The organism is Amycolatopsis sp. NPDC004378 (assembly GCF_053602455.1).
This window is the reverse complement of the sequence record NZ_JBSGDR010000009.1, coordinates 152,507-172,294: the sequence shown is the minus strand read 5'-3', so window position 1 is coordinate 172,294 and position 19,788 is coordinate 152,507. Positions and strand designations below refer to the sequence as shown.

17 protein-coding genes are annotated in these 19,788 nt (G+C 72.0%); 7 read left to right on the top strand and 10 right to left on the bottom strand.

Features of this window, described 5'->3' with window-relative positions; genetic code table 11:
* Window positions 1–25 precede the first annotated feature (25 nt).
* A complete protein-coding gene (gene nadD / locus ACWEN0_RS26045) occupies window positions 26–595 on the bottom strand; it encodes a nicotinate-nucleotide adenylyltransferase (protein WP_451979040.1) in 570 nt (189 codons plus the stop codon).
* Window positions 596–792: 197 nt separating this feature from the next.
* Here nadD and ACWEN0_RS26040 point away from each other — a divergent pair, with 197 nt between their 5' ends.
* The 5 genes from ACWEN0_RS26040 (at window position 793) to ACWEN0_RS26020 (ending at window position 6,769) form a co-directional block, all read left to right on the top strand.
* Window positions 793–2,904 carry a RecQ family ATP-dependent DNA helicase gene (locus tag ACWEN0_RS26040; protein ID WP_451978561.1) on the top strand — a complete coding sequence of 704 codons (2,112 nt, stop codon included), beginning with the start codon at window positions 793–795 and terminating at the stop codon, window positions 2,902–2,904.
* A 101-nt stretch (window positions 2,905–3,005) separates the two neighbouring features.
* The gene (locus ACWEN0_RS26035; RefSeq protein WP_451978558.1) at window positions 3,006–4,292 is read left to right on the top strand and encodes an MFS transporter; all 1,287 of its coding nucleotides are present in this window, start codon (window positions 3,006–3,008) and stop codon (window positions 4,290–4,292) included.
* A 69-nt stretch (window positions 4,293–4,361) separates the two neighbouring features.
* Window positions 4,362–6,086: an arginine--tRNA ligase gene (gene argS / locus ACWEN0_RS26030; protein WP_451978555.1), complete on the top strand. Its 1,725-nt coding sequence runs from the start codon at window positions 4,362–4,364 to the stop codon at window positions 6,084–6,086.
* A gap of 12 nt (window positions 6,087–6,098) precedes the next feature.
* Window positions 6,099–6,488, top strand: a complete 390-nt coding sequence (locus ACWEN0_RS26025; protein WP_451978552.1) for a PPOX class F420-dependent oxidoreductase — start codon at window positions 6,099–6,101, stop codon at window positions 6,486–6,488.
* Window positions 6,485–6,769, top strand: coding sequence for a putative quinol monooxygenase (locus ACWEN0_RS26020; protein ID WP_451978549.1), 285 nt, complete (start codon window positions 6,485–6,487; stop codon window positions 6,767–6,769). Before ACWEN0_RS26025 ends, ACWEN0_RS26020 begins: the two co-directional genes overlap by 4 nt.
* Here ACWEN0_RS26020 and ACWEN0_RS26015 read toward each other — a convergent pair.
* Window positions 6,739–7,338, bottom strand: coding sequence for a TetR/AcrR family transcriptional regulator (locus ACWEN0_RS26015; protein WP_451978546.1), 600 nt, complete (start codon window positions 7,336–7,338; stop codon window positions 6,739–6,741). The two genes, ACWEN0_RS26020 and ACWEN0_RS26015, sit on opposite strands and share 31 nt — an antisense overlap.
* Window positions 7,339–7,399: 61 nt before the next feature.
* Here ACWEN0_RS26015 and ACWEN0_RS26010 point away from each other — a divergent pair, with 61 nt between their 5' ends.
* Window positions 7,400–8,113, top strand: coding sequence for an SDR family NAD(P)-dependent oxidoreductase (locus ACWEN0_RS26010; protein ID WP_451978543.1), 714 nt, complete (start codon window positions 7,400–7,402; stop codon window positions 8,111–8,113).
* Between the two features lie 145 nt (window positions 8,114–8,258).
* Here the strand turns inward: ACWEN0_RS26010 and proB are convergent, their stop codons facing one another.
* The 5 genes from proB to ACWEN0_RS25985 all read right to left on the bottom strand — a co-directional run bounded on the left by proB (window position 8,259) and on the right by ACWEN0_RS25985 (window position 14,731).
* Window positions 8,259–9,368 carry a glutamate 5-kinase gene (gene proB / locus ACWEN0_RS26005; RefSeq protein ID WP_451978540.1) on the bottom strand — a complete coding sequence of 370 codons (1,110 nt, stop codon included), beginning with the start codon at window positions 9,366–9,368 and terminating at the stop codon, window positions 8,259–8,261.
* Window positions 9,365–10,819, bottom strand: a complete 1,455-nt coding sequence (obgE, locus tag ACWEN0_RS26000) for a GTPase ObgE (RefSeq protein ID WP_451978537.1) — start codon at window positions 10,817–10,819, stop codon at window positions 9,365–9,367. The genes proB and obgE overlap by 4 nt, the downstream gene beginning before the upstream one ends.
* A 106-nt stretch (window positions 10,820–10,925) precedes the next feature.
* Window positions 10,926–11,183: a 50S ribosomal protein L27 gene (gene rpmA, locus ACWEN0_RS25995; RefSeq protein WP_160696238.1), complete on the bottom strand. Its 258-nt coding sequence runs from the start codon at window positions 11,181–11,183 to the stop codon at window positions 10,926–10,928.
* 42 nt (window positions 11,184–11,225) lie between these two features.
* Window positions 11,226–11,540, bottom strand: coding sequence for a 50S ribosomal protein L21 (gene rplU, locus ACWEN0_RS25990; RefSeq protein ID WP_086858022.1), 315 nt, complete (start codon window positions 11,538–11,540; stop codon window positions 11,226–11,228).
* 161 nt (window positions 11,541–11,701) lie between these two features.
* Window positions 11,702–14,731, bottom strand: coding sequence for a translation initiation factor IF-2 N-terminal domain-containing protein (locus tag ACWEN0_RS25985; protein ID WP_451978534.1), 3,030 nt, complete (start codon window positions 14,729–14,731; stop codon window positions 11,702–11,704).
* A 551-nt stretch (window positions 14,732–15,282) separates the two neighbouring features.
* Here ACWEN0_RS25985 and ACWEN0_RS25980 point away from each other — a divergent pair.
* Window positions 15,283–16,710: a S8 family peptidase gene (locus tag ACWEN0_RS25980; RefSeq protein ID WP_451978531.1), complete on the top strand. Its 1,428-nt coding sequence runs from the start codon at window positions 15,283–15,285 to the stop codon at window positions 16,708–16,710.
* A gap of 4 nt (window positions 16,711–16,714) precedes the next feature.
* On the opposite strand, the gene ACWEN0_RS25975 is transcribed toward ACWEN0_RS25980, so the two are convergent.
* The 3 genes from ACWEN0_RS25975 to ACWEN0_RS25965 all read right to left on the bottom strand — a co-directional run bounded on the left by ACWEN0_RS25975 (window position 16,715) and on the right by ACWEN0_RS25965 (window position 19,756).
* The gene (locus tag ACWEN0_RS25975; RefSeq protein WP_451978528.1) at window positions 16,715–17,545 is read right to left on the bottom strand and encodes an ABC transporter permease; all 831 of its coding nucleotides are present in this window, start codon (window positions 17,543–17,545) and stop codon (window positions 16,715–16,717) included.
* Window positions 17,545–18,351: an ABC transporter permease gene (locus ACWEN0_RS25970; RefSeq protein ID WP_451978525.1), complete on the bottom strand. Its 807-nt coding sequence runs from the start codon at window positions 18,349–18,351 to the stop codon at window positions 17,545–17,547. The genes ACWEN0_RS25975 and ACWEN0_RS25970 overlap by 1 nt, the downstream gene beginning before the upstream one ends.
* A 460-nt stretch (window positions 18,352–18,811) precedes the next feature.
* On the bottom strand, window positions 18,812–19,756 hold the full coding sequence (locus tag ACWEN0_RS25965; protein WP_451978522.1) for an ABC transporter ATP-binding protein: 945 nt from the start codon (window positions 19,754–19,756) through the stop codon (window positions 18,812–18,814).
* Between the last annotated feature and the right edge of the window lie 32 nt (window positions 19,757–19,788).

The window sequence follows — 19,788 nt, the reverse complement described above, 5'->3', positions numbered from 1 at the left end:
GGTACCCGCCGGGACCAGCGGCCTTTCAGTCGCTCTTCCGGTAGAGATCCTTCTTGGCGATGTAGCGGACGACGCCGTCGGGGACGAGGTACCAGACCGGCTCGCCGCGTTCGACGCGCTCGCGGCAGCCGGTCGACGAGATCGCCATCGCGGTGACCTCGACCAGGCTCACCTTGCCGCTGGGCAGGTGGTGCGAGTTGAGCCGGTAGCCGGGCCGCGTGACGCCGATGAAGTGCGCGAAGTCGAACAGCTCGTCGGCCTTGTGCCAGGTGAGGATCTGTTCGAGCGCGTCGGCGCCGGTGATGAAGTAGAGCTGGTCCTCGGGGTACTCGGCGTGCAGGTCGCGCAGCGTGTCGACGGTGTAGGTCTGGCCGGCGCGGTCGATGTCCACGCGGCTGACCGAGAAGACCGGGTTGGACGCGGTCGCGATGACCGTCATCAGGTAGCGGTCCTCGGCCTTGGTCACCTGGCGGCTCGTCTTCTGCCACGGCTGGCCGGTGGGGACGAAGATCACTTCGTCGAGCCCGAACCGGGACTGGACCTCGCTGGCCGCGACGAGGTGGCCGTGGTGCACGGGGTCGAACGTGCCGCCCATGACCCCGATCCGCCGTGGTGACATGGAAGAGGAGCCTATACATCGGCGGGCGCGGCCGTCCTGTGCTGCCGGACACCTCGCCCGACCGGGCAATTACTGTGATTCAGCTCACATTACGGCCGGTATTGGTCGCGAACGGTCCGTTCGCGACGCCGCCGATTCCCGGTCTGTCGGTGCCATGGGGTAGACGTGGGGACGTGGACACGACCAGCACCACCTCAGCCCTCCGCGACCGCGCCGAGACCCTCCTCCGGGCCCTGGCCGGCGACTCGGCGAAGCTGCGCGAAGACCAATGGACGGCCATCGAGGCCCTCGTCGCGCAGCGCCGTCGCGCGCTGGTCGTGCAACGGACCGGCTGGGGCAAGTCGGCGGTGTACTTCCTGGCCACGGCCCTGCTGCGCGAGCAGGGCAGCGGGCCGACGGTCATCGTCTCGCCCCTGCTCGCCCTGATGCGCAACCAGATCTCGGCGGCGGCGCGGGCCGGGATCCACGCGGCCACCATGAACTCAGCCAACCCCCAGGAGTGGGAGCAGGTCCAGGCCGCCGTCGCGGCCGGCGAGGTCGACGTCCTGCTGGTGAGCCCCGAACGGCTGAACAACCCGGACTTCCGCGACAACGTGCTGCCGAAGCTGACCGCGAGCACCGGGCTGCTGGTGGTCGACGAGGCGCACTGCATCTCCGACTGGGGGCACGACTTCCGGCCGGACTACCGGCGCCTGCGCACGCTGCTGGGCGAGCTGCCCGACGGCGTCCCGGTGCTGGCGACCACCGCGACGGCGAACGACCGCGTGGTCACCGACGTCGCCGAGCAGCTCGGCCTCGGCACCGGCGGCGACACGCTGGTGCTGCGCGGCACCCTCGACCGGGAAAGCCTGCGGCTGTCGGTGTGCCGGCTGCCGACGTCGCAGGCCCGGCTCGCGTGGCTGGCGGAGCACCTGGCCGAGCTGCCCGGGTCCGGGATCATCTACTGCCTGACGGTCGCGGCGGCGCACGACGTCGCGGCGCTGCTCAAGGACCGCGGCTACCCGGTGGCGGCCTACACCGGCAAGACCGACCCGGCCGACCGGCAGGCGGCCGAGGACGACCTGCTCGGCAACCGGGTCAAGGCGCTGGTCGCGACGTCCGCGCTGGGCATGGGGTTCGACAAGCCGGACCTCGGGTTCGTCGTGCACCTCGGGGCACCGTCGTCGCCGATCGCGTACTACCAGCAGGTCGGCCGCGCCGGGCGCGGCGTGGAACGCGCCGAGGTCGTGCTGCTGCCCGGCGAAGAGGACCGGGCGATCTGGGCGTACTTCGGCTCGCTCGCCTTCCCCGACGAGCTGCGGGTGACGCAGGTGCTGAACACGCTCGCCTACGCCGACCGTCCACTGTCGACGGCCGCGCTCGAGCCGTCGGTGGAGCTTTCCCGGTCACGGCTGGAAATGGTGCTCAAGGTGCTGGACGTCGACGGCGCGGTGCGGCGCGTCAAGGGCGGCTGGACGAGCACGGGCGAGAACTGGGAGTACGACCGCGGGCGGTACAAGCGGGTCGCCGAAGCCCGCGACCGCGAGCAGGAAGCGATGCTCGGCTACCTGGCGGCCGACGGCTGCCGGATGGAATACCTGCGGCGCCAGCTGGACGACCCCGAGGCCGCGCCGTGCGGGCGGTGCGACAACTGCACCGGGAACCACTGGGACACCACGGTGGCCGAAGACGTCGCCGAGGCGACCCGCGAACGGCTGCAGCGGCCCGGCGTCGAGGTCGCGCCGCGGAAGCAGTGGCCCACGGGGATGTCCTCTTTGGACGTTCCGGTCTCGGGCCGGATCGGCGCGGACGACCAGGCCGAGCCGGGCCAGGTGCTCGGCCGGCTCACCGACGTCGGCTGGGGCAACCGGCTGCGCGAGCTGGTGGGTCCCCAGGCCCAGGACACCGAGGTGCCCGATTCCGTGTTCAAGGCCTGCGTCCAGGTGCTGGCCGGGTGGCAGTGGTCCGAACGGCCGGTCGCGGTGGTGGCGGTGCCGTCGGAGACGCGGCCGCAGCTCGTGTACAGCCTCGCGACCCGGCTGGCCGAGGTCGGCAGGCTGGACTTCCTGGGCGCGCTCGACGCCGAGGGCCCGCCGCCGCGTCAGGCGAACAGCGCGCAGCGGCTGGCCGACCTGTGGCGGCGGATGAGCATGCCGGCCGACCTGGCGGCGAGCCTGCCGGGCGGACCGATCCTCCTGGTCGACGACGTCATCGACACGGGCTGGACCATGACACTGGCGACGCGCTTGCTGCGGAAGGCCGGGGCACCGGCGGTCCTGCCGTTCGCGTTGGCGAGCACGGCTTAGGAGACGGTAAAAAAACGGGGATCCGGACGAGTGAGAACCTTTCGCACAGCGAAGCACTGTGGCAAAGTCCCGTGACACCTTCGGGTGACGTGGAGGCCGCCATGACCGAGTCCACCGTGCAGGCGTCGCAGCGGCACAAGCTGCCGGTGCGCAAGCTGTTCGCGGCGAGCGCGGGCAACGCGCTGGAATGGTTCGACTGGACGATCTACGCGACGTTCAGCATCTACTTCGCCAATGCGTTCTTCCCACCGGGGAACGACACCCTGGCCCTGATCAACACGTTCGCCACCTACGCGCTCGCGTTCTTCTTCCGCCCGCTCGGCGGGGTGCTGCTCGGGCGGTTCGCGGACACGCGCGGCCGGAAGCCGGCGATGATCCTGACCATCCTGCTGATGGCGGGCGGGTCGGTCGCGATCGGGCTGCTGCCGACGTTCTCGCTGGTCGGCTGGCTGGCGCCGATCCTGCTGCTGCTCGCCCGCGTCGCGCAGGGGCTGTCGCTCGGCGGGGAGGTGTCGAACGCGTCGGCGTACCTCGGCGAGATCGCGCCGCGCGAGCGTCGCGGCCGGTACTCGGCGTTCTTCTACATCTCGACCGGGTCGGCCGTGCTGGTCGCGACCGTGCTCGGGTTCGTCCTGGCCCGGGCGCTGGACAAGGCGCAGCTCGCGTCCTGGGGCTGGCGGCTGCCGTTCCTGCTCGGCGGCGTCTTCGGCCTGATCGGGCTGTGGCTGCGCCGGAGCATCGCCGAGACCGAACTGTTCGAGCAGACGAAGACCAAGGCGCGGAAGCTCGAGCGGCCGCTGCTGACGACGTTGACGCACCACCCGAAGGCCGTCGGCCGGCTCGTCGGCTTCACGATGCTCTCGACCCTCTGCTACTACACGTTCTTCAGCGCGCTCACGTCGTTCGCGGTGAAGAGCCGGCACGCCGACGCCGACGCCGTCTTCCTCGCGCTTTCGGTCGGCACGGCCCTGTTCATCGCGTTGCAGTACCCGCTCGGCGCGCTGGCGGACCGGGTCGGGCGGAAGCCGCAGCTGCTCGTCTGGTCGGGCGCGACCGCCGTGGTCATCGTGCCGCTGTCCACTTTGATCGGCCCGAACATCGGCGGCCTGCTCGTCGTGTTCTGCGTCGGGCTGGGGCTGTACAGCGCGATGACGTCGATCGCGCCGGCCATCATGAGCGAGCTCTTCCCCACCGAGCTGCGCGGGCTGGGCATCGGTGCCTGGTACAACCTGACCGTCGCGATCTTCGGTGGCACCGCACCCCTGCTGATCACGCTCTTCGGCGCTGTCTCGCCGACGCTCTACTTCTGGTACGTGGCCGTCGGCGCCGCGATCGCGTTCGCCGTGATCCTCACGCTGCCGGAAACCAAGGGCAGCGAGCTGCGGTAAACCCTTCGTCACCGGCCGGTCACGCTCGCTACGCTGCGGGCTCCGTGACCGAGCCGAAGGAGGGACACCGTGCCGCAGACCGCCGACGTTACCGAGGAGCTGGCGCGCCGCGTGGTGGCCGCCGCCGGCCGGGCACTCGACGTCGGCCTGACGCCGGAGCAGGCGCTGATCCAGGCGTCGCCGCGCGAAGGCGTCGACTACCAGGGCAACCTCGCGATGAGCCTGGGCAAGCGGCTCGGGCGCCCACCTCGTGAAGTAGCCGAGGCGATCGCCGGGGCCCTGGAGCTCGACGGCATCGCCGGGCCGCCCGAAATCGCCGGGCCGGGCTTCCTCAACTTCGTGCTGCGCGGGGAATGGCTCGAAGAGCGCACTGCCGGGCTGCTCGCCGATCCCCGCCTCGGCGTGCCGGAAACCGCGGCGCCCCGGCGGATCGCGCTGGACTACAGCAGCCCGAACGTCGCGAAGGAGATGCACGTCGGGCACCTGCGCACGACGGTGATCGGCGACGCGCTGGCGCGTCTGCTGCGCTTCGCGGGGCACGAAGTGCTGCCGCACAACCACCTCGGCGACTGGGGCACGCCGTTCGGGATGCTCATCGAGCACCTCCTCGACGTCTCGGCCGGGCAGAGCGGGATCGCCGACCTCGACGCGTTCTACCGCGAAGCACGGCAGAAGTTCGACAACGACGAGGCCTTTGCGATGCGGGCGCGCGAGCGGGTCGTGCTGTTGCAAGGCGGGGACGAAGAGACGCTCGCCGTCTGGCGGGAGCTGATCGCCGAGTCGACCCGGCACTTCCACGAGGTTTACGCACTGCTCGGCATTTCCTTGACGGACAAGGACATCTACGGCGAGAGCTTCTACAACCCGTACCTCGCTGCCGTGGTCGAGGACCTCGAGAAGGCCGGGCTGACCGAAGTCAGCGACGGCGCGATCTGCGTGTTCCCCGACGGGTTCCGCAACCGCGAAGGCGACCGGCTGCCGCTGATCGTCCGCAAGCGCGACGGCGGCTTCGGCTACGCGGCCACCGACCTGGCCACGGTCCGGTACTGGACGGCCGAACGCGGCGCGACCGACCTGCTCTACGTCGTCGGAGCGCCTCAGGCCCAGCACTTCGCGATGCTGTTCGCCGTCTGCCGCGAGGCGGGCTGGTTGCCCGCGCACGCCGAGCACATCGGGTTCGGCACGGTGCTGGGCGCGGACGGCAAGACCATGCGGACCCGCGCCGGCGGCACGGTGAAGCTGGCCGACCTGCTCGCCGAAGCCGTGACGCAGGCCGCCGCGGTCGTCGCCGAACGCAGTGAGCTCGACGCGGCGGGCCAGGCCGAGGTCGCCCGCGCGGTGGGCATCGGTGCGGTCAAGTACGCGGACCTGTCGGGTGACCGCGAGCGTGACTACGTCTTCGCCTGGGACCGGATGCTCGCCAAGGAGGGCAACACCTCGGTGTACCTCCAGTACGCGCACGCGCGGACGCAGTCGATCCTGCGCAAGGCCGGCGGCGTGCCGGACGGACGGGAAATCACGCTCGAAGGGGCGGCGGAGCGGGCTCTGGCGCTGAAGCTGCTTAGGTTCGGCGAAGCACTGAAGGCCGCGACAGACGGCTACGCGCCACACAAGCTCTGTACGTACCTGTACGAGACGGCGGTCGCGTTCTCCCGGTTCTTCGAGGAATGTCCGGTCCTGAAGGCGTCTTCGCCGTCGCTGCGCGCTTCGCGGCTCAGGTTGACTACGCTGACGTCGACCACGCTCGCGCTCGGGCTCTCCCTGCTCGGCATCGAAGCGCCCGACCGGCTCTAGCGGGAGACCACTGTGGAACTGCCCGGCGACCTGCTCGCGTTGCTCCGCGAGCCCAGCCTCTGCTTCCTGTCGACGGTGATGCCGGACGGCTCGCCGCAGCTCACCCAGACCTGGGTGGACACCGACGGCACGCACATCCTCGTCAACACCGTGCTGGGCCACCAGAAGCAGCGCAACATCGAGCGTGACCCGCGAGTGGCGCTCAACGTCGCCGACCGCGACCGGCCGTCGCGGTACTACGCGATCCGCGGGCAAGTTCTGGAGATGACCGAGGACGGCGCCGTCGACCACATCGAAAAGCTGTCGCAGCGCTACCTCGGCGGCCCGTACCCGTGGTGGGGCGGGCGCGACCAGACGCGGCTGCTGCTCACGATCAAGCCGGACCGGATCAACCCGACGTGATCATCATCGCCGGCTGGCTCGCGGTCGCCCCCGAAACCCGCGACACATACCTCGAAAGCTGCGTCGAAGCGATCCGGCTGGCACGGGAGGCGCCCGGCTGCCTGGACTACGCGCTGGGCGCCGACCTGCTCGACCCCGGCCGGATCACGGTGTACGAGCGCTGGGAGTCCGATGAGGACCTCGAGCGCTTCCGCGGGTCCGGGCCGTCGGACGAGCAGACGGCGCAGATCCTCGACGCCTCCGTCGCGCGCTACCGGATTTCCGCGGTCGAAGCGCCGTGATCGGCCAGTAGCGCCACCAGTTCGTCGGCCAGGCCGCGGCCGACCGGCTCCCGCGTCGCGAGGAGCCGGTACCAGAGCGTGCCGAACACGACGTCGACGACCGTGCCCGGCCGGACACCCGCGGGCAGTTCGCCGCGCTCGCGGGCGCGGTCGACGATCACGCCGAGCGCCTCGCGGCGGCGGTTGAGGAAGTCCTCGCGGAACCTTTTGCCGAATTCCGGGTCGATCTGCGCCTGCGCCATCAGCGCGCGCAGGGTGTCCGCGACCTGCGCTTTGTCGCCGAGCTCGAACGTACTGCCCAGGAAGTGCGCGAGGTCGGCGCGGAACGTCCCCTCGTCGGGGATGGGCACGTACAGGTCCGCCTTCGTCGCGAGTGCGTCGAGCAGGACGTCGGCCTTCGAGGGCCACCAGCGGTAGATCGTCTGCTTGCCGACGCCGGAGCGCGCGGCGATGCCTTCGACGGTCAGTGCGCCGTAACCCGCCTCCGCGACCAGGTCGAGCGTGGCGGCGAGGATCGCCAGCCGGCTCTGTTCGCTGCGCCTGCGTCCGGGACGGGACTGGTCGGTCATGGGATCCGATGGTAGCGTCGAATTCGAAACGAGACGTACCGGTTCGAAATGGGGAACAAGCATGAGCATCGCTCTCGTCGCCGGCGGCACTTCGGGCATCGGCCTGGCGACCGCGCGCCGGCTACGCGAGCAGGGTTACGACGTCCACGTGACCGGGCGCGGCAAGGAGCGCCTCGACGACGTCGCTTCGAGTGATCCGGAGCTGACCGGCCACCAAGCGGACGGCGGCGACGCCACGGCGATGGGTGCCCTGGCGGCGTCGCTCGGGACGGTCGACGTGCTGGTGGTGAGCCTGTCCGGGGCAGAAGGCATGGGGCCGGTCGACGCGCTGGACCTCGAGATGCTGCGGCGGGCGTTCGACGCGAAGTTCTGGGCGCACCTGACGACGATCCAGGCGGTGCTGCCGCACCTGGCGTCGGACGGGTCGATCACGCTGCTGGGCGCGATCAGCGCGCGGGCGGCCATGCCGGGGACGGCGGGGATCGCCGCGCTCAACGCGGCGGTGGAAGCGCTGGTCAAGCCGCTGGCCGTCGAGCTGGCGCCGCGGCGGGTGAACGCGGTCTCGCCGGGCGTCGTCGACACGGCCTGGTGGAGCGGCTTCCCGGCGGAGATGCGGGAGGGGTTCTTCGCGCAGACGGCGGCTTCGATCCCTTCCCGCCGCGTGGCGACGGCGGACGACGTCGCGGAGGTGGTGGCCTTGGCGGCCACGAACCGCAACCTGACCGGCACGGTCCTGGAGGCCGACGGCGGCGCCCGCCTGGTCTCCCTCGGCTGACGACCGCCACTTTCCCGTGAAGCGACGGCCGGACACCGTGATTGAGCGGGCATCACGCGTGATTGAAGGGGCGACACGCGTGATTGGAGAGGCATCACGCGTGATTGGAGGGACGACGCGGGTGATGCCCTGCGGGGCACGGGGGTTAGCGGCGGAGGGGGACCAGGTCGTCGGCGTGGACTACTTCGCGGCGTTGTTCCGGGGGGAGTTCGTGCGTTGAGCGGCCGATGAGGTCCGGGAGTTCCGGTGCGTCGAACGCCACTACGCCGCGGGCTACCGCGCGGTCCTTCGCGTCGACCAGGTCGACCACGTCGCCGGCCTGGAACTCGCCCTCGACGCCCGTGATGCCTGCCGCCAAGAGGGAGCGGCGGCGGCGGACCACCGCCGTCACCGCGCCGTCGTCGAGACGGAGCTTGCCCGTCGAGTCCGCCGCGTAGCCCAGCCAGAAGCGGCGGGCCGACAGGCGGGTGTCCGCCGGGGCGAATGCCGTGCCCGGAGACGCCGTGGTCAGTGCGGCGGAGGCTTCCGACGCCGCGGCCAGCAGGACCGGGATGCCCGCGCCCGCCGCCGTGCGGGCGGCCGCCAGCTTCGAGACCATGCCGCCCGTGCCGAGGCCGGAGCTCGACATGCCGACCGAGATCCCGTCCACGTCGGACTCCGAGAGGACCTCGGTCAGCTTGCGGGTCGCGCCGTCGCGGGGGTCGCCGTCGTAGAGACCGTCCACATCGGACAGCAGCACCAGTGCGTCGGCACCGATCAGGTGGGCCACCAGCGCCGCCAGGCGGTCGTTGTCGCCGAAGCGGATTTCCTCCGTGGCCACCGTGTCGTTCTCGTTGACCACCGGGACCGCGCCGAGCGCCAGCAGCCGCGAGAACGTCCGCTGCGCGTTCCGGTAGTGCGAACGGCGGACGACGTCGTCGGAGGTCATGAGCACCTGGCCGACCGTCAGCGAGTACCGCCCGAACGACTCGGCGTACGCGTGCGCGAGCGCCAGCTGGCCGACGCTCGCCGCCGCCTGCTGGGTCGCGAGGTCGCGCGGGCGCTTGCCCAGCGAGAGCGGCGCGAGACCCGCGCCGATCGCCCCGGACGAGACCAGCACGATCTGCGTCTCCCGCGCGACGCGGTCCGCGATCGCGTCGACCAGCGCGTCCAGGCGCGCCGCGTCGAGCCCGCTGCCCGCCGTCGTCAGGGCCGATGAGCCGACCTTGACCACCAGGCGACGCGCGGAAGCGATGGCTTCCCGGGTGCCGCTCACGCGTCCAGGTCCAGGTCGTCGTCCTCGTCCGTCCCGTCGCGCCGGATCCGCCGGGCTTCCTTGCGCTCGGCCGCGCCGACGCGCTCGGTGCGCTCCAGCCGGACGTCCGTACCGCGCCCGGACAGGTGCACCGCCACCGAAGGCGTCGACGGCTCCCACTCGAACTGGACGTCGCCGATCGTGACCGGGCTGCCCGGCGTCGCGCCGAGCTTCGCCAGCTGGTCCTCGACGCCCAGGCGGTTCAGCCGGTCGGCCAGGTAGCCGACGGCCTCGTCGTTGCCGAAGTTCGTCTGGCGGATCCACCGCTCGGGGCGGGCGCCGCGCACGATGAACGCGCCCTCCTCCTCGGGGTCGACCTCGACCGTGAACCCGCTGTCGTCGACCGCGAGCGGCCGCAGCACGATCTTCTCCGGCTCCAGCACCGGCTGCGCCTCGCGGTACTCCTCGACGACCGCCGCGAGCGCGTACGTGAGCTCCCGCAGGCCCTTGCGGGACGCCGTCGAGACCTCGAACACGCGCAGGCCACGGGCTTCCAGCTCGGGCCGGACGAACTCGGCGAGCTCGGCCGCCTCCGGGATGTCGATCTTGTTGAGCACGACCACGCGCGGCCGTTCCTCGAGCTTGCCGCCGAGACCCGGCGTGTACTTGGAAAGTTCCTCTTCGAGTGCGTCCACATCGGACAGCGGGTCGCGGCCCGGCTCCAGCGTGGCGCAGTCGACGACGTGGACCAGCACCGCGCACCGCTCGATGTGGCGCAGGAAGTCCAGGCCCAGGCCCTTGCCCTCGGACGCGCCGGGGATCAGGCCGGGCACGTCGGCCATCGTGAACACCGTCTCGCCGCCGGTGATGACGCCGAGGTTCGGCACCAGCGTGGTGAACGGGTAGTCGGCGATCTTCGGCTTGGCCGCGGACAGCACCGAGATCAGCGACGACTTGCCGGCGGACGGGAAGCCGAGCAGGCCGACGTCGGCGACCGAGCGCAGCTCCAGCGTCAGGTCGCGGCTCTCCCCCGGCTCGCCGAGCAGCGCGAACCCGGGCGCCTTGCGGGCCTTCGACGCCAGCGCGGCGTTGCCGAGGCCGCCGCGGCCGCCCTGCGCCGCGACGAACGTGGTGCCGGGGCCGATCAGGTCGGCGACCAGCTCGCCGTCCTCGGTGAAGACGACGGTGCCCGACGGCACCTTCATCACCAGGGTCTCCCCCGCCGCGCCCGCGCGGTTGCCGCCCTGGCCCATCTTGCCGCTGCCGGCCTTGGCGTGCGGGCGGAAGTGGAAGTCGAGCAGGGTGTGCACGTTCGGGTCGACGACCAGCAGGACGTCGCCGCCGTTGCCGCCGTTGCCGCCGTCCGGGCCGCCGAGCGGCTTGAACTTCTCGCGGTGCACCGAGGCGCAGCCGTTGCCACCGTCACCGGCCGTCAGGTGGATCACCGCGCGGTCCACGAACCGGGACGCCATGACTTGCCTCTTTCACTCGCGAGAAGGGGATATACAAAACAAACGAGGGGTGGCACCGGATATTCCGGTCCCACCCCTCGTCAGAGGTCTAACGACGACCGAAGGCTCAGGCCTCGGCCGGCACGATGTTGACCGTCTTGCGGCCACGCTTCTCGCCGAACTGGACCGCACCGGCGGCCAGGGCGAACAGCGTGTCGTCGCCGCCACGGCCGACGTTCACGCCGGGGTGGAACTTGGTGCCGCGCTGACGGATCAGGATCTCGCCGGCGTTGACTTCCTGGCCGCCGAAGCGCTTGACGCCGAGGCGCTGCGCGTTCGAGTCACGACCGTTGCGGGAGCTGGACGCACCCTTCTTGTGAGCCATAGCTCAGTCCTCTTTCAGTCTTCGAAGATCCGGAGAAAGTTCTTACTTGGAGATGGCGGTGACCTCGACGCGGGTCAGCTTCTGCCGGTGACCCTGGCGCTTGTGGTAGCCCGTCTTGTTCTTGAACTTGTGGATCCGGATCTTCGGACCCTTGGTCTGCTCGACGACCTTGCCGGTGACCGAGACCTTCGCCAACGCGTCGGCGTCCGTGGTGACCTCGCCACCGTCCACGAACAGCACGGCGGGGAGGATGTGCTCGGTGCCCGGCTCGCCCTCGAGCTTCTCGACCTCGACGACGTCGCCGACGGCCACCTTGTACTGCTTGCCGCCGGTCTTGACGATCGCGTACGCCGACACGGAAGTCTCCTGCATTACTCGACAATGGGTGGGGGCCCGCGCGATCGGCCCGCCTCCGGGAAGGCGGTCCTGTTCTCGCGCAGCGACCTACTCTGGTGGCAGGCCGTACTACAGGTTACGTGGGGTGCCCCGGTGCGTTACCACCGGGGTCCCCAAGTCGTTCAGTTGCTCTGGTCCGAGGCGTGCACCGGCGGGCCCGCCGGGCGCGACGCGGCCCGGCGCGGACGGCGCCGGGTGGAGCGCACGGCCGGTTCGGGCACGCTGACCTCGGGTTCCTCGACCGGCTGAGCCGGTTCCGGCGCCTCGGTCACGGACGCTTCCGCCTCCGGAGCCGCCGACTGCTCGACGGCGGGCTCCTCCTGCGGCACCGGGGCCTCGTCCGCCTCGGTCGTCACCGGGACACCGGCGACCTCCTGGGCGGGCTCGGCGGGCGGCTCGGCCGCCACCGGCGTCTCGTCGGCCTCGGTGGTCGCCGGGATGTCCGCGACCTCCTTGCCCGGCTCCGGGGCGGGCCCGTTGCCGTTCAGGGCGCCGTGGTCGTGCTCCTTGGCGGCCTTCGAGGCGTTCGCCATCGCCGCCACCGCGGACGCGATCGACTCGCGCTGCTCCGGCGTCGGGACGGCGTGGACCTCGGCCTTGGCGGCTTCGGGCTCCTTGGCGGGCTCCTCGCCCTTGCCGCGGCCCCGCGACCGGCGGGAACTCTTCTCCCCGCCGCCGCCGTTGTTGCCGCCGCCGTTGCCGTTCCCGCCGTGGGTGTGCCCACCGCCGCCACCCGAGCGCTGCGGCTCGGTCGAGACGATCACGCCCCGGCCCTTGCAGTGCTCGCACGGCGTCGAGAACGCCTCCAGCAGGCCGGTGCCGATCTTCTTGCGCGTCATCTGCACCAGGCCCAGCGACGTGACCTCGGCGACCTGGTGGCGCGTGCGGTCGCGGCCGAGGCACTCGGTGAGGCGGCGCAGCACCAGCTCGCGGTTGGACTCGAGCACCATGTCGATGAAGTCGATCACGATGATGCCGCCGATGTCCCGCAGCCGGAGCTGGCGGACGATCTCCTCCGCCGACTCCAGGTTGTTGCGGGTCACCGTCTCCTCGAGGTTGCCGCCCGATCCGGTGAACTTGCCGGTGTTGACGTCGATGACCGTCATCGCCTCGGTGCGGTCGATGACCAGGTACCCGCCGCTGGGCAGCCAGACCTTGCGGTCGAGGGCCTTGGTGATCTGCTCGTCGATCCGGTGGTCGGCGAACGCGTCGCCGGTGCCGGTGTAGCGCTTGAGCCGCTCGGTCAGCTCCGGCGCGACGTGCCGGACGTAGTCGTTGATGGTCTCCCAGGACCGGTTGCCCTGGATCTCCAGCTTGCTGAAGTCCTCGGTGAAGAGGTCACGCACGACCTTGACCAGCAGGTCCGGCTCTTCGTAGAGCATGGTCGGCGCGCCGCCCTTCTTGCCGGAACCGGCGGCGGCCTTCTCCTTGATGACGTCCCACTGCGCCTTCAGGCGGTCGACGTCGCGGCCCAGCTCCTCCTCGCCGATGCCCTCGGAGGCGGTGCGGATGATGACGCCCGCGTCCTCCGGGACGATCCGCTTGAGGATGTCCTTGAGCCGGCGGCGCTCGTTCTCCGGCAGCTTGCGGGAGATGCCGGTGGCGCCGCCCGCGGGCACGTAGACGAGGAAGCGGCCGGGCAGGGAGATCTGCGTGGTCAGCCGGGCGCCCTTGTGCCCGACCGGGTCCTTGGTGACCTGGACCAGCACGGAGTCGCCGGTGGACAGCGCTTGCTCGATCTTGCGGGCCTTGCCCTCCAGGCCGGCGGCGTCCCAGTCGACCTCGCCGGCGTAGAGCACGGCGTTGCGGCCGCGGCCGATGTCGATGAACGCGGCCTCCATGGAGGGCAGCACGTTCTGGACGCGGCCGAGGTAGACGTTGCCGACGATCGAGCCGGAGCCCGACTGCGTCACGAAGTGCTCGACCAGCACGCCGTCCTCGAGCACCGCGATCTGCGTGGAGTCGCCGTGCTCGGCGACGACCATCGTGCGCTCGACCGACTCGCGGCGGGCGAGGAACTCGGCCTCGGACAGGATCGGGGCGCGGCGGCGGCCCGCCTCACGGCCGTCGCGGCGGCGCTGGCGCTTGGCCTCCAGGCGCGTCGAGCCGCGGACGCTGCGGACCTCGTCACGCGCCGGGCGCTCGGCCTGCTCGGCCTTGGCCTGGCGGACGTGCGTGACGGTGTTGGGCGGGTCGTCGGTGCCTTCGGCGTCGTCGCCGTCCGAGCCCTTGCGGCGACGGCGGCGGCGACGGCGCTTGCTGCCGCCTTCGCCCTCGTCGGAGTCGTTTTCGGCCTCTGACGACGCACTGGCCTCTTCGGTCTCTTCGGCGTCCGCTTCGGGCTTTTCGTCCCCGTTGGCGCGGGACCTGCGGCGCGGCTCTTCGGCCTGGCCGTCCTCGTTCTCGGTGGACTCGTCGGCGCCGTCGGCGCCCTTGCCCCGGCCCCGGCCGCGACGGCCGCGGCGGCGCCGGCGGCGGCTGCCGCCGTCCTCGCCGTCGTCATCGCCGGTGTCGGCGGCCGCGGTGGTGTCCTCGGCCTCCTCTTCGGCCTCGGGCTCCGGGCGGGCCTTCGTCTCCGGGCGGGGCTCCGGCTCCGCGAACGGGTCGACCGGCTTGCGGGCCGGGCGCGCCGCGGGTTCGGCCGGCTCCGGCGGCAGGAAGACCGGCGACGGCGCGGCGAACACCGGCAGGTGCGCGCGGGTCTTCTGCCGCGGACGCGGCTTCTCGGCCGGAGCCTCGGCGGCCGGCTGCGCGGCCTCGGCGGGGGCAGCCTGAGCTGCGGCTTCCCGGCCGGAAGCCTGAGCAGCCGCTGCCTCACCGGAAGGCTGAGCAGAGGCTGTCTGGTCAGCAGCCTGAGCAGCCGCTGCACCTTCGGACGGCACCTCAGCTGCACCTTCGGACGGCACCTCAGTCCCGCCCCCGGACAGCACCTCGGCGACCTTCAGCGCCACTTCCCTGGTCACGCTCGACTGCGCGCTGCGCACGCTTTCGCCCAGCTCTTCGAGCTTCGCGAGGACGTCCCGGCTGTGCGACTCGAGCAGCTTGGCCAGCGCGTGCACCCGGATCCGGGCGGGCAGGTCGGCCAGCGGGCCGCTCGTGGGTGTGGCGGGGTTCCCGCCGCTGTGCTCGGCGGGTGTTTCCGCGTTCGACATGTGTCTCCTCCGCCCCCGGGCGCGTCTGCCGGTTCGCACCGGCAGGGACGCGGCCGCGCAGGGGCCCCTTTCTGTTCGTTCCGCCGTGGTGGTCACCAGCGACGGGAATCCTTGCCCGACGACCGGGCGCCGCACCCCCGGTTCCCGGAAGCGCGCAACCCCGTCAAAGGTCTGCTCGGCGACGTGCGTGACGCACTCGCGGCCCCCGGGCCGCCCGCCACGTCGTCCAGCCGCCCGGTTTCCTGGGCGGCGACGCGCGTCGCGGGAGTTCATGCACTCCGCCGGGCCGCAACACCGCAGGCAGCACCTCTCACGTGCGCCCCGCGACCCAGCGGCCACCCCGAGTATCCCACACCGGGTGACCGCACACGCGTACTCGGTACCTCCGCCCACGCCGCCGGGCGCGCCGGGCCACCCCTCCGGGGCCCACCGGCCGGGCGAACTTGGCCGTACCGCTTGTCCGCCGGGCACGGGGTGGCTACCGTGCGGCTCGGGGTGACCGGGTTCTCGCGCGCCGGCACCCGCGGTTCCTGCATCCGGTGGGAGGTCCGGTGTCCCTGCTGGCGCGGCCCCTGCGGGCGGCCGTGTGCACCGTCCTGGTGCTTTCGGGATGCGTCACCGCCGGTCCTGCGGCGGCCGACGCGCCCGCCTGCGGCCACGCCCGGAACCTGCGTTACGTCGTCACCTTCGACCGGGGCACCCCCGACGCGGCGGCCCGTGCCCAGATCACCGGGGCGTGCGGCGCCACCACTGTCTACTACCCGCAGATCGCCGTCGCGGTCGCCACCTCCGCCGACCCGGACTTCGGCGGGCGGATGGGGCTCGACCGGGCGTTCAGCGCGCAGGCCGAGCGGCTGGCCGCCCAGCGCGTCACCGAACCGGTGAAACCGCAGCCCGCACGGGCGACGCTGCCCGCGACCGACCCGGCGCGCGTTCCCACGGCGGACCTGACCGACCGGCAGTGGGACATGAAGATGATCAACGCGGGCGGGGCGCGCGGCGGCCAGGAAGGCAGCCGTGACGTCGTCGTCGGCGTGCTCGACTCCGGGATCGACCCCGACCACCCCGACCTCGGCGCCGCCCTCGACCGCGACGACTCCGCCGGCTGCCTGTCCGGCGCGCCGGACCAGTCCGAATCGGCCTGGAAGCCGACGACGTCGGTGCACGGCACGCACGTGGCGGGGATCATCGCGGCGGCCGACGACGGGCGGGGCGTGACGGGTGTGGCGCCTGGGGTGCGCGTGGCGTCGGTGAAGGTGATCGACGACCGTGGCTACGCCGACCCGGAGGCCGCGGTGTGCGGGCTGATGTGGGCCGCGTCACGGCACATGCGGCTGACGAACAGCAGCTACTTCGTGAACCCGTGGACGCTCTCGTGCATCCGCGGCAACGACCGCGGCGTGGTGCACGAGGCGCTGGCGCGCGCGGTGGAATACAGCACGTCGGCGGGCACGCTGAACGTCGCGGCGGCGACCAACGAGGCCGTCGACCTGACACCGTCGGCGCGGTCGGGTTCGCCCGCGGCGGGGTCCGGCTGCGAAGCCCTCCCGGCGGCGCTGCGGGACGTCGTCGCGGTGTCGGCCGTGGGCCCGGACCGGGTGAAGGCGGGCTACAGCTCGTACGGCCTGGGCGTGATCGACGTCACGGCGCCGGGCGGCGAGACCGGCGAGTGCGTGCTCTCGACCGTGCCCGGCGGGTACGCGCCGCTGTGCGGGACGTCGATGGCGGCGCCGCACGCGACCGGCGTGCTGGCGCTGCTGGCGTCCGCGAACCGCTCGGCCGGGCCGCGGCAGCTGCGGCGGACCCTCGACGCCGAGGCGACGCCGATGGCCTGCCCGGCCGACTACGACCTCACCGGCGACGGCACCCAGGACGCCTACTGCGCCGGGTACGAGGGCTACAACGGGTTCTACGGCCACGGGATGGTGGACGCGCTGGCCGCCGTCGCGCCGACGGGACGGCCCGACCCGGCCCGGTGACCGCTCACGTCAGCAGGAGCTTGGCGATCCTCCTCGTCGACGCCCAGAGGCCGACGCCGCCCAGCACCAGCAGGTAAGCCAGGTTGACCAGCATGCTGCCCGACAGGACGCCCGTCGCGAGGCCGCGCATCAGCTCGATCGCGTGGTAGAGCGGGAGGCAGCGGACCACCCACTGCAGCGGCTCCGAGTACACCGACAGCGGGAAGAACGTCGTCGCGAACAGGAACATCGGGGTCAGCACGAGCTGGATGTAGTCGAACTGGGCGGTCGAGCGCAGGAACGTCACCAGCGCCATGCTGATCGCCGAAAACGCCAGCCCGACCAGGAGCGCCGCCGGGACCATCAGCAGCGCCCACCACGACGCCAGCAGGCCCATCGCCGCCGCGATCGCCAGGAACGCCACCGCGTAGACCCCGCCGCGCGTGATCGCCCAGCCGATTTCGCCCAGTGCCACGTCCAGCGGGCCGATGGGTGTCGCCAGCATCGCGTCGTACAGCTTCGCGTAGCGCAGCTTGAAGAACAGGTTGTACGTGGATTCGAACACCGCGCCGTTCATCGCCGACGTGGCCAGCAGGGCCGGCGCCACGAACGCGACGTAGCTCATCGGCCGGCCGTCGGGCCCGGTCACCTCGGTGACCAGCTTGCCGAAGCCCAGCTGGAACGCCAGCAGGTAGAGGAACGGCTCGACCGCGCCGGAGAGGAAGATCAGCCAGCTGTTCCGGTACACCATGGCCGCGCGCTCGACGAGCATGCGCGCGCGGCCCGCGTACAGCCCGGGCGGGAGGATCCGCAGCAGCAGCCCGCGCCGCCGCGGCGGGGCCTGGACGCTCACCATCAGACCACCAGCCTCCGGTAGAAGGCCCGGTGCGCCACGGCCCACCCGGCCGCGAACAACGCCGCGAGCACGGCGAAGTGACCGAGCACCGCCCAGCCGCCGACCCCGCCGATGCTGACGCCGCGGGCCAGCTGCGTGCCGTGCCACAGCGGGGAAAGCCAGGCCAGCCAGCGGATCGCGCCCGGCAGCTGCGAGATCGGGAAGAACGTGCCGGAGAACAACGTCATCGGGATCACGACGAACCGGAAGATGACGCCGAACCGCTGCCCTTCGTCGAAGGTGTGCGCCGCCAGCGCGGCGACCGGTGTGGTGCAGGCGAGCCCGGTGACCGTGCCGGCGAGGATGACCAGCAGCACCCCGGGCCCGGTCCAGGCGCCGAAGAACAGCGCGACGAAGGCGTAGATCGCGCCGGCGAGGGTCAGGCGCAGGGCCGACCAGATCAGGTGGCCGCCGAAGACCTGGCCCGGGGAGACGGGCGTGGCCGTGACCGCCAGGTAGTCCTTCTGCCACTTGAAGCCGGAAAGCACGGGGTAGCTGGACTCGCCGACGGCCTGCTGCGCGGCCCCGGCGGCGAGCAGCGCGGGCGCGATGTACTGCAGGTAGGAGAGCCCGCCGGTGACGGCGCCGGGCCGCACCTGCGAGCCGAAACCGAGCCCCATGGCGGCGAGGAAGAGCACCGGCTGCAGCCCGGTGGAGTACAAAGTGGACAGCCAGTGGCGGCGGTACCAGGTCCAGTACCCCTCGACGCGCAGCCAGGCGCCGTGCCACTTGCCGACCACCCGGCCGGTGGGCTCGATGGTGGTCATGGCCGCCTCCGCTCGCGGTGGGTGGCTGCCGGTGGAAAACCGCCGCGAACGGCCGGGCAGGCGGCCGCGGACGGCCACGAGAGGTGGCCCAGGGCAGCCCGGCCAGTGGCCGCGGGCGGGAAACCGCCGCAGGTGGCCGCAGACGGCCCCAAAAGGCCACCCAACGCAGCCCGGCCAGTACCCGCGGCCAGGAAACCGCCGCAGGTGGCCGCAGACGGCCCCGAAAGGCCGCCCACGGCAGCCCGGCCGATACCCGCGGCCGGGAAACCGCCACACGCAGCCGCAGACGACCCCAAAAGGCCGCCCAACGCAGCCCGGCCGGTACCCGCGGCCGGGCGAGCAGGTGGGCGCGGGCTGTTGTCTGGGCGAGCCGCCGCGGACCGGGGCCGCGGGCAAGCCAGACCGCCCGTCGCAGGCGGAGGCGGAGAGGTGCGGAGACCGGCGGCGAAGCGAATACCCATCAGTCCACCAGCGTCCGGCCGGTCAGCCTCAAGAACACGTCCTCCAGGGAACTCCGGCGCACCAGACTCGACAGGGGGCGCACTCCGCGCTGGTGCGCGTGCTCCAGCGTCGTCTCGCCGTCGTCGCTGTAGAGCAGCACCCGGTCCGGGAGCACCTCGACGCGCTCGGCCAGCCCCTCCACCTGCTGGGCCGCCGCGACCTGCTGGCCCGTCGGGAAGCGCAGCTCGACCACCTCGCGCGTCGAGTACTTCCTGATCAGCTCCGACGGCGAGCCCTCGGCCGCGATCCGGCCGTGGTCCATCACCACCAGGCGGTCGCACAGCTGCTCCGCCTCGTCCATGTAGTGCGTCGTGACGATCAGCGTCGTTCCCTGCTCCTTGAGCCGGAACAGGCGGTCCCACAGCAGGTGGCGGGCCTGCGGGTCGAGGCCCGTCGTCGGCTCGTCGAGCAGGAGCAGCTCCGGGTCGTTGACCAGGGACCGCGCGATCGTCAGCCGGCGTTTCATGCCGCCCGAGAGCGGGTCGACCTTGTCGTCGGCCCGGTCGCCCAGCTGCGCGAACTCCAGCAGCTCCCCCGCCTTGCGCCGGGCCGCCGCCCGGGACAGGCCGAAGTAGCGGCCGTAGATCAGCAGGTTCTCCCGGACCGTCAGCTCGACGTCCAGGTTGTCCAGCTGCGGCACCACGCCGAGGCGCGCGCGGATCCGCGGCCCGGCGAGCTCCGGGTCCAGCCCGAGCACGCGAAGATCGCCGTCGGTGCGCGGCGACACGCACGCGATCATGCGCATCGTCGACGACTTGCCCGCGCCGTTCGGGCCGAGGAAGCCGAACGCCTCCCCGCGCCGCACCTCGACGTCGATCCCGCGCACGGCCTCGAACTCGCCGAAGCGCTTCACCAGGGCCTTGGCCTGCACCAGGGCCGGTTCCCGGTCCTCCACATCGTCCACACCCCGACCATACGAGCGGGCACCGACAAAAA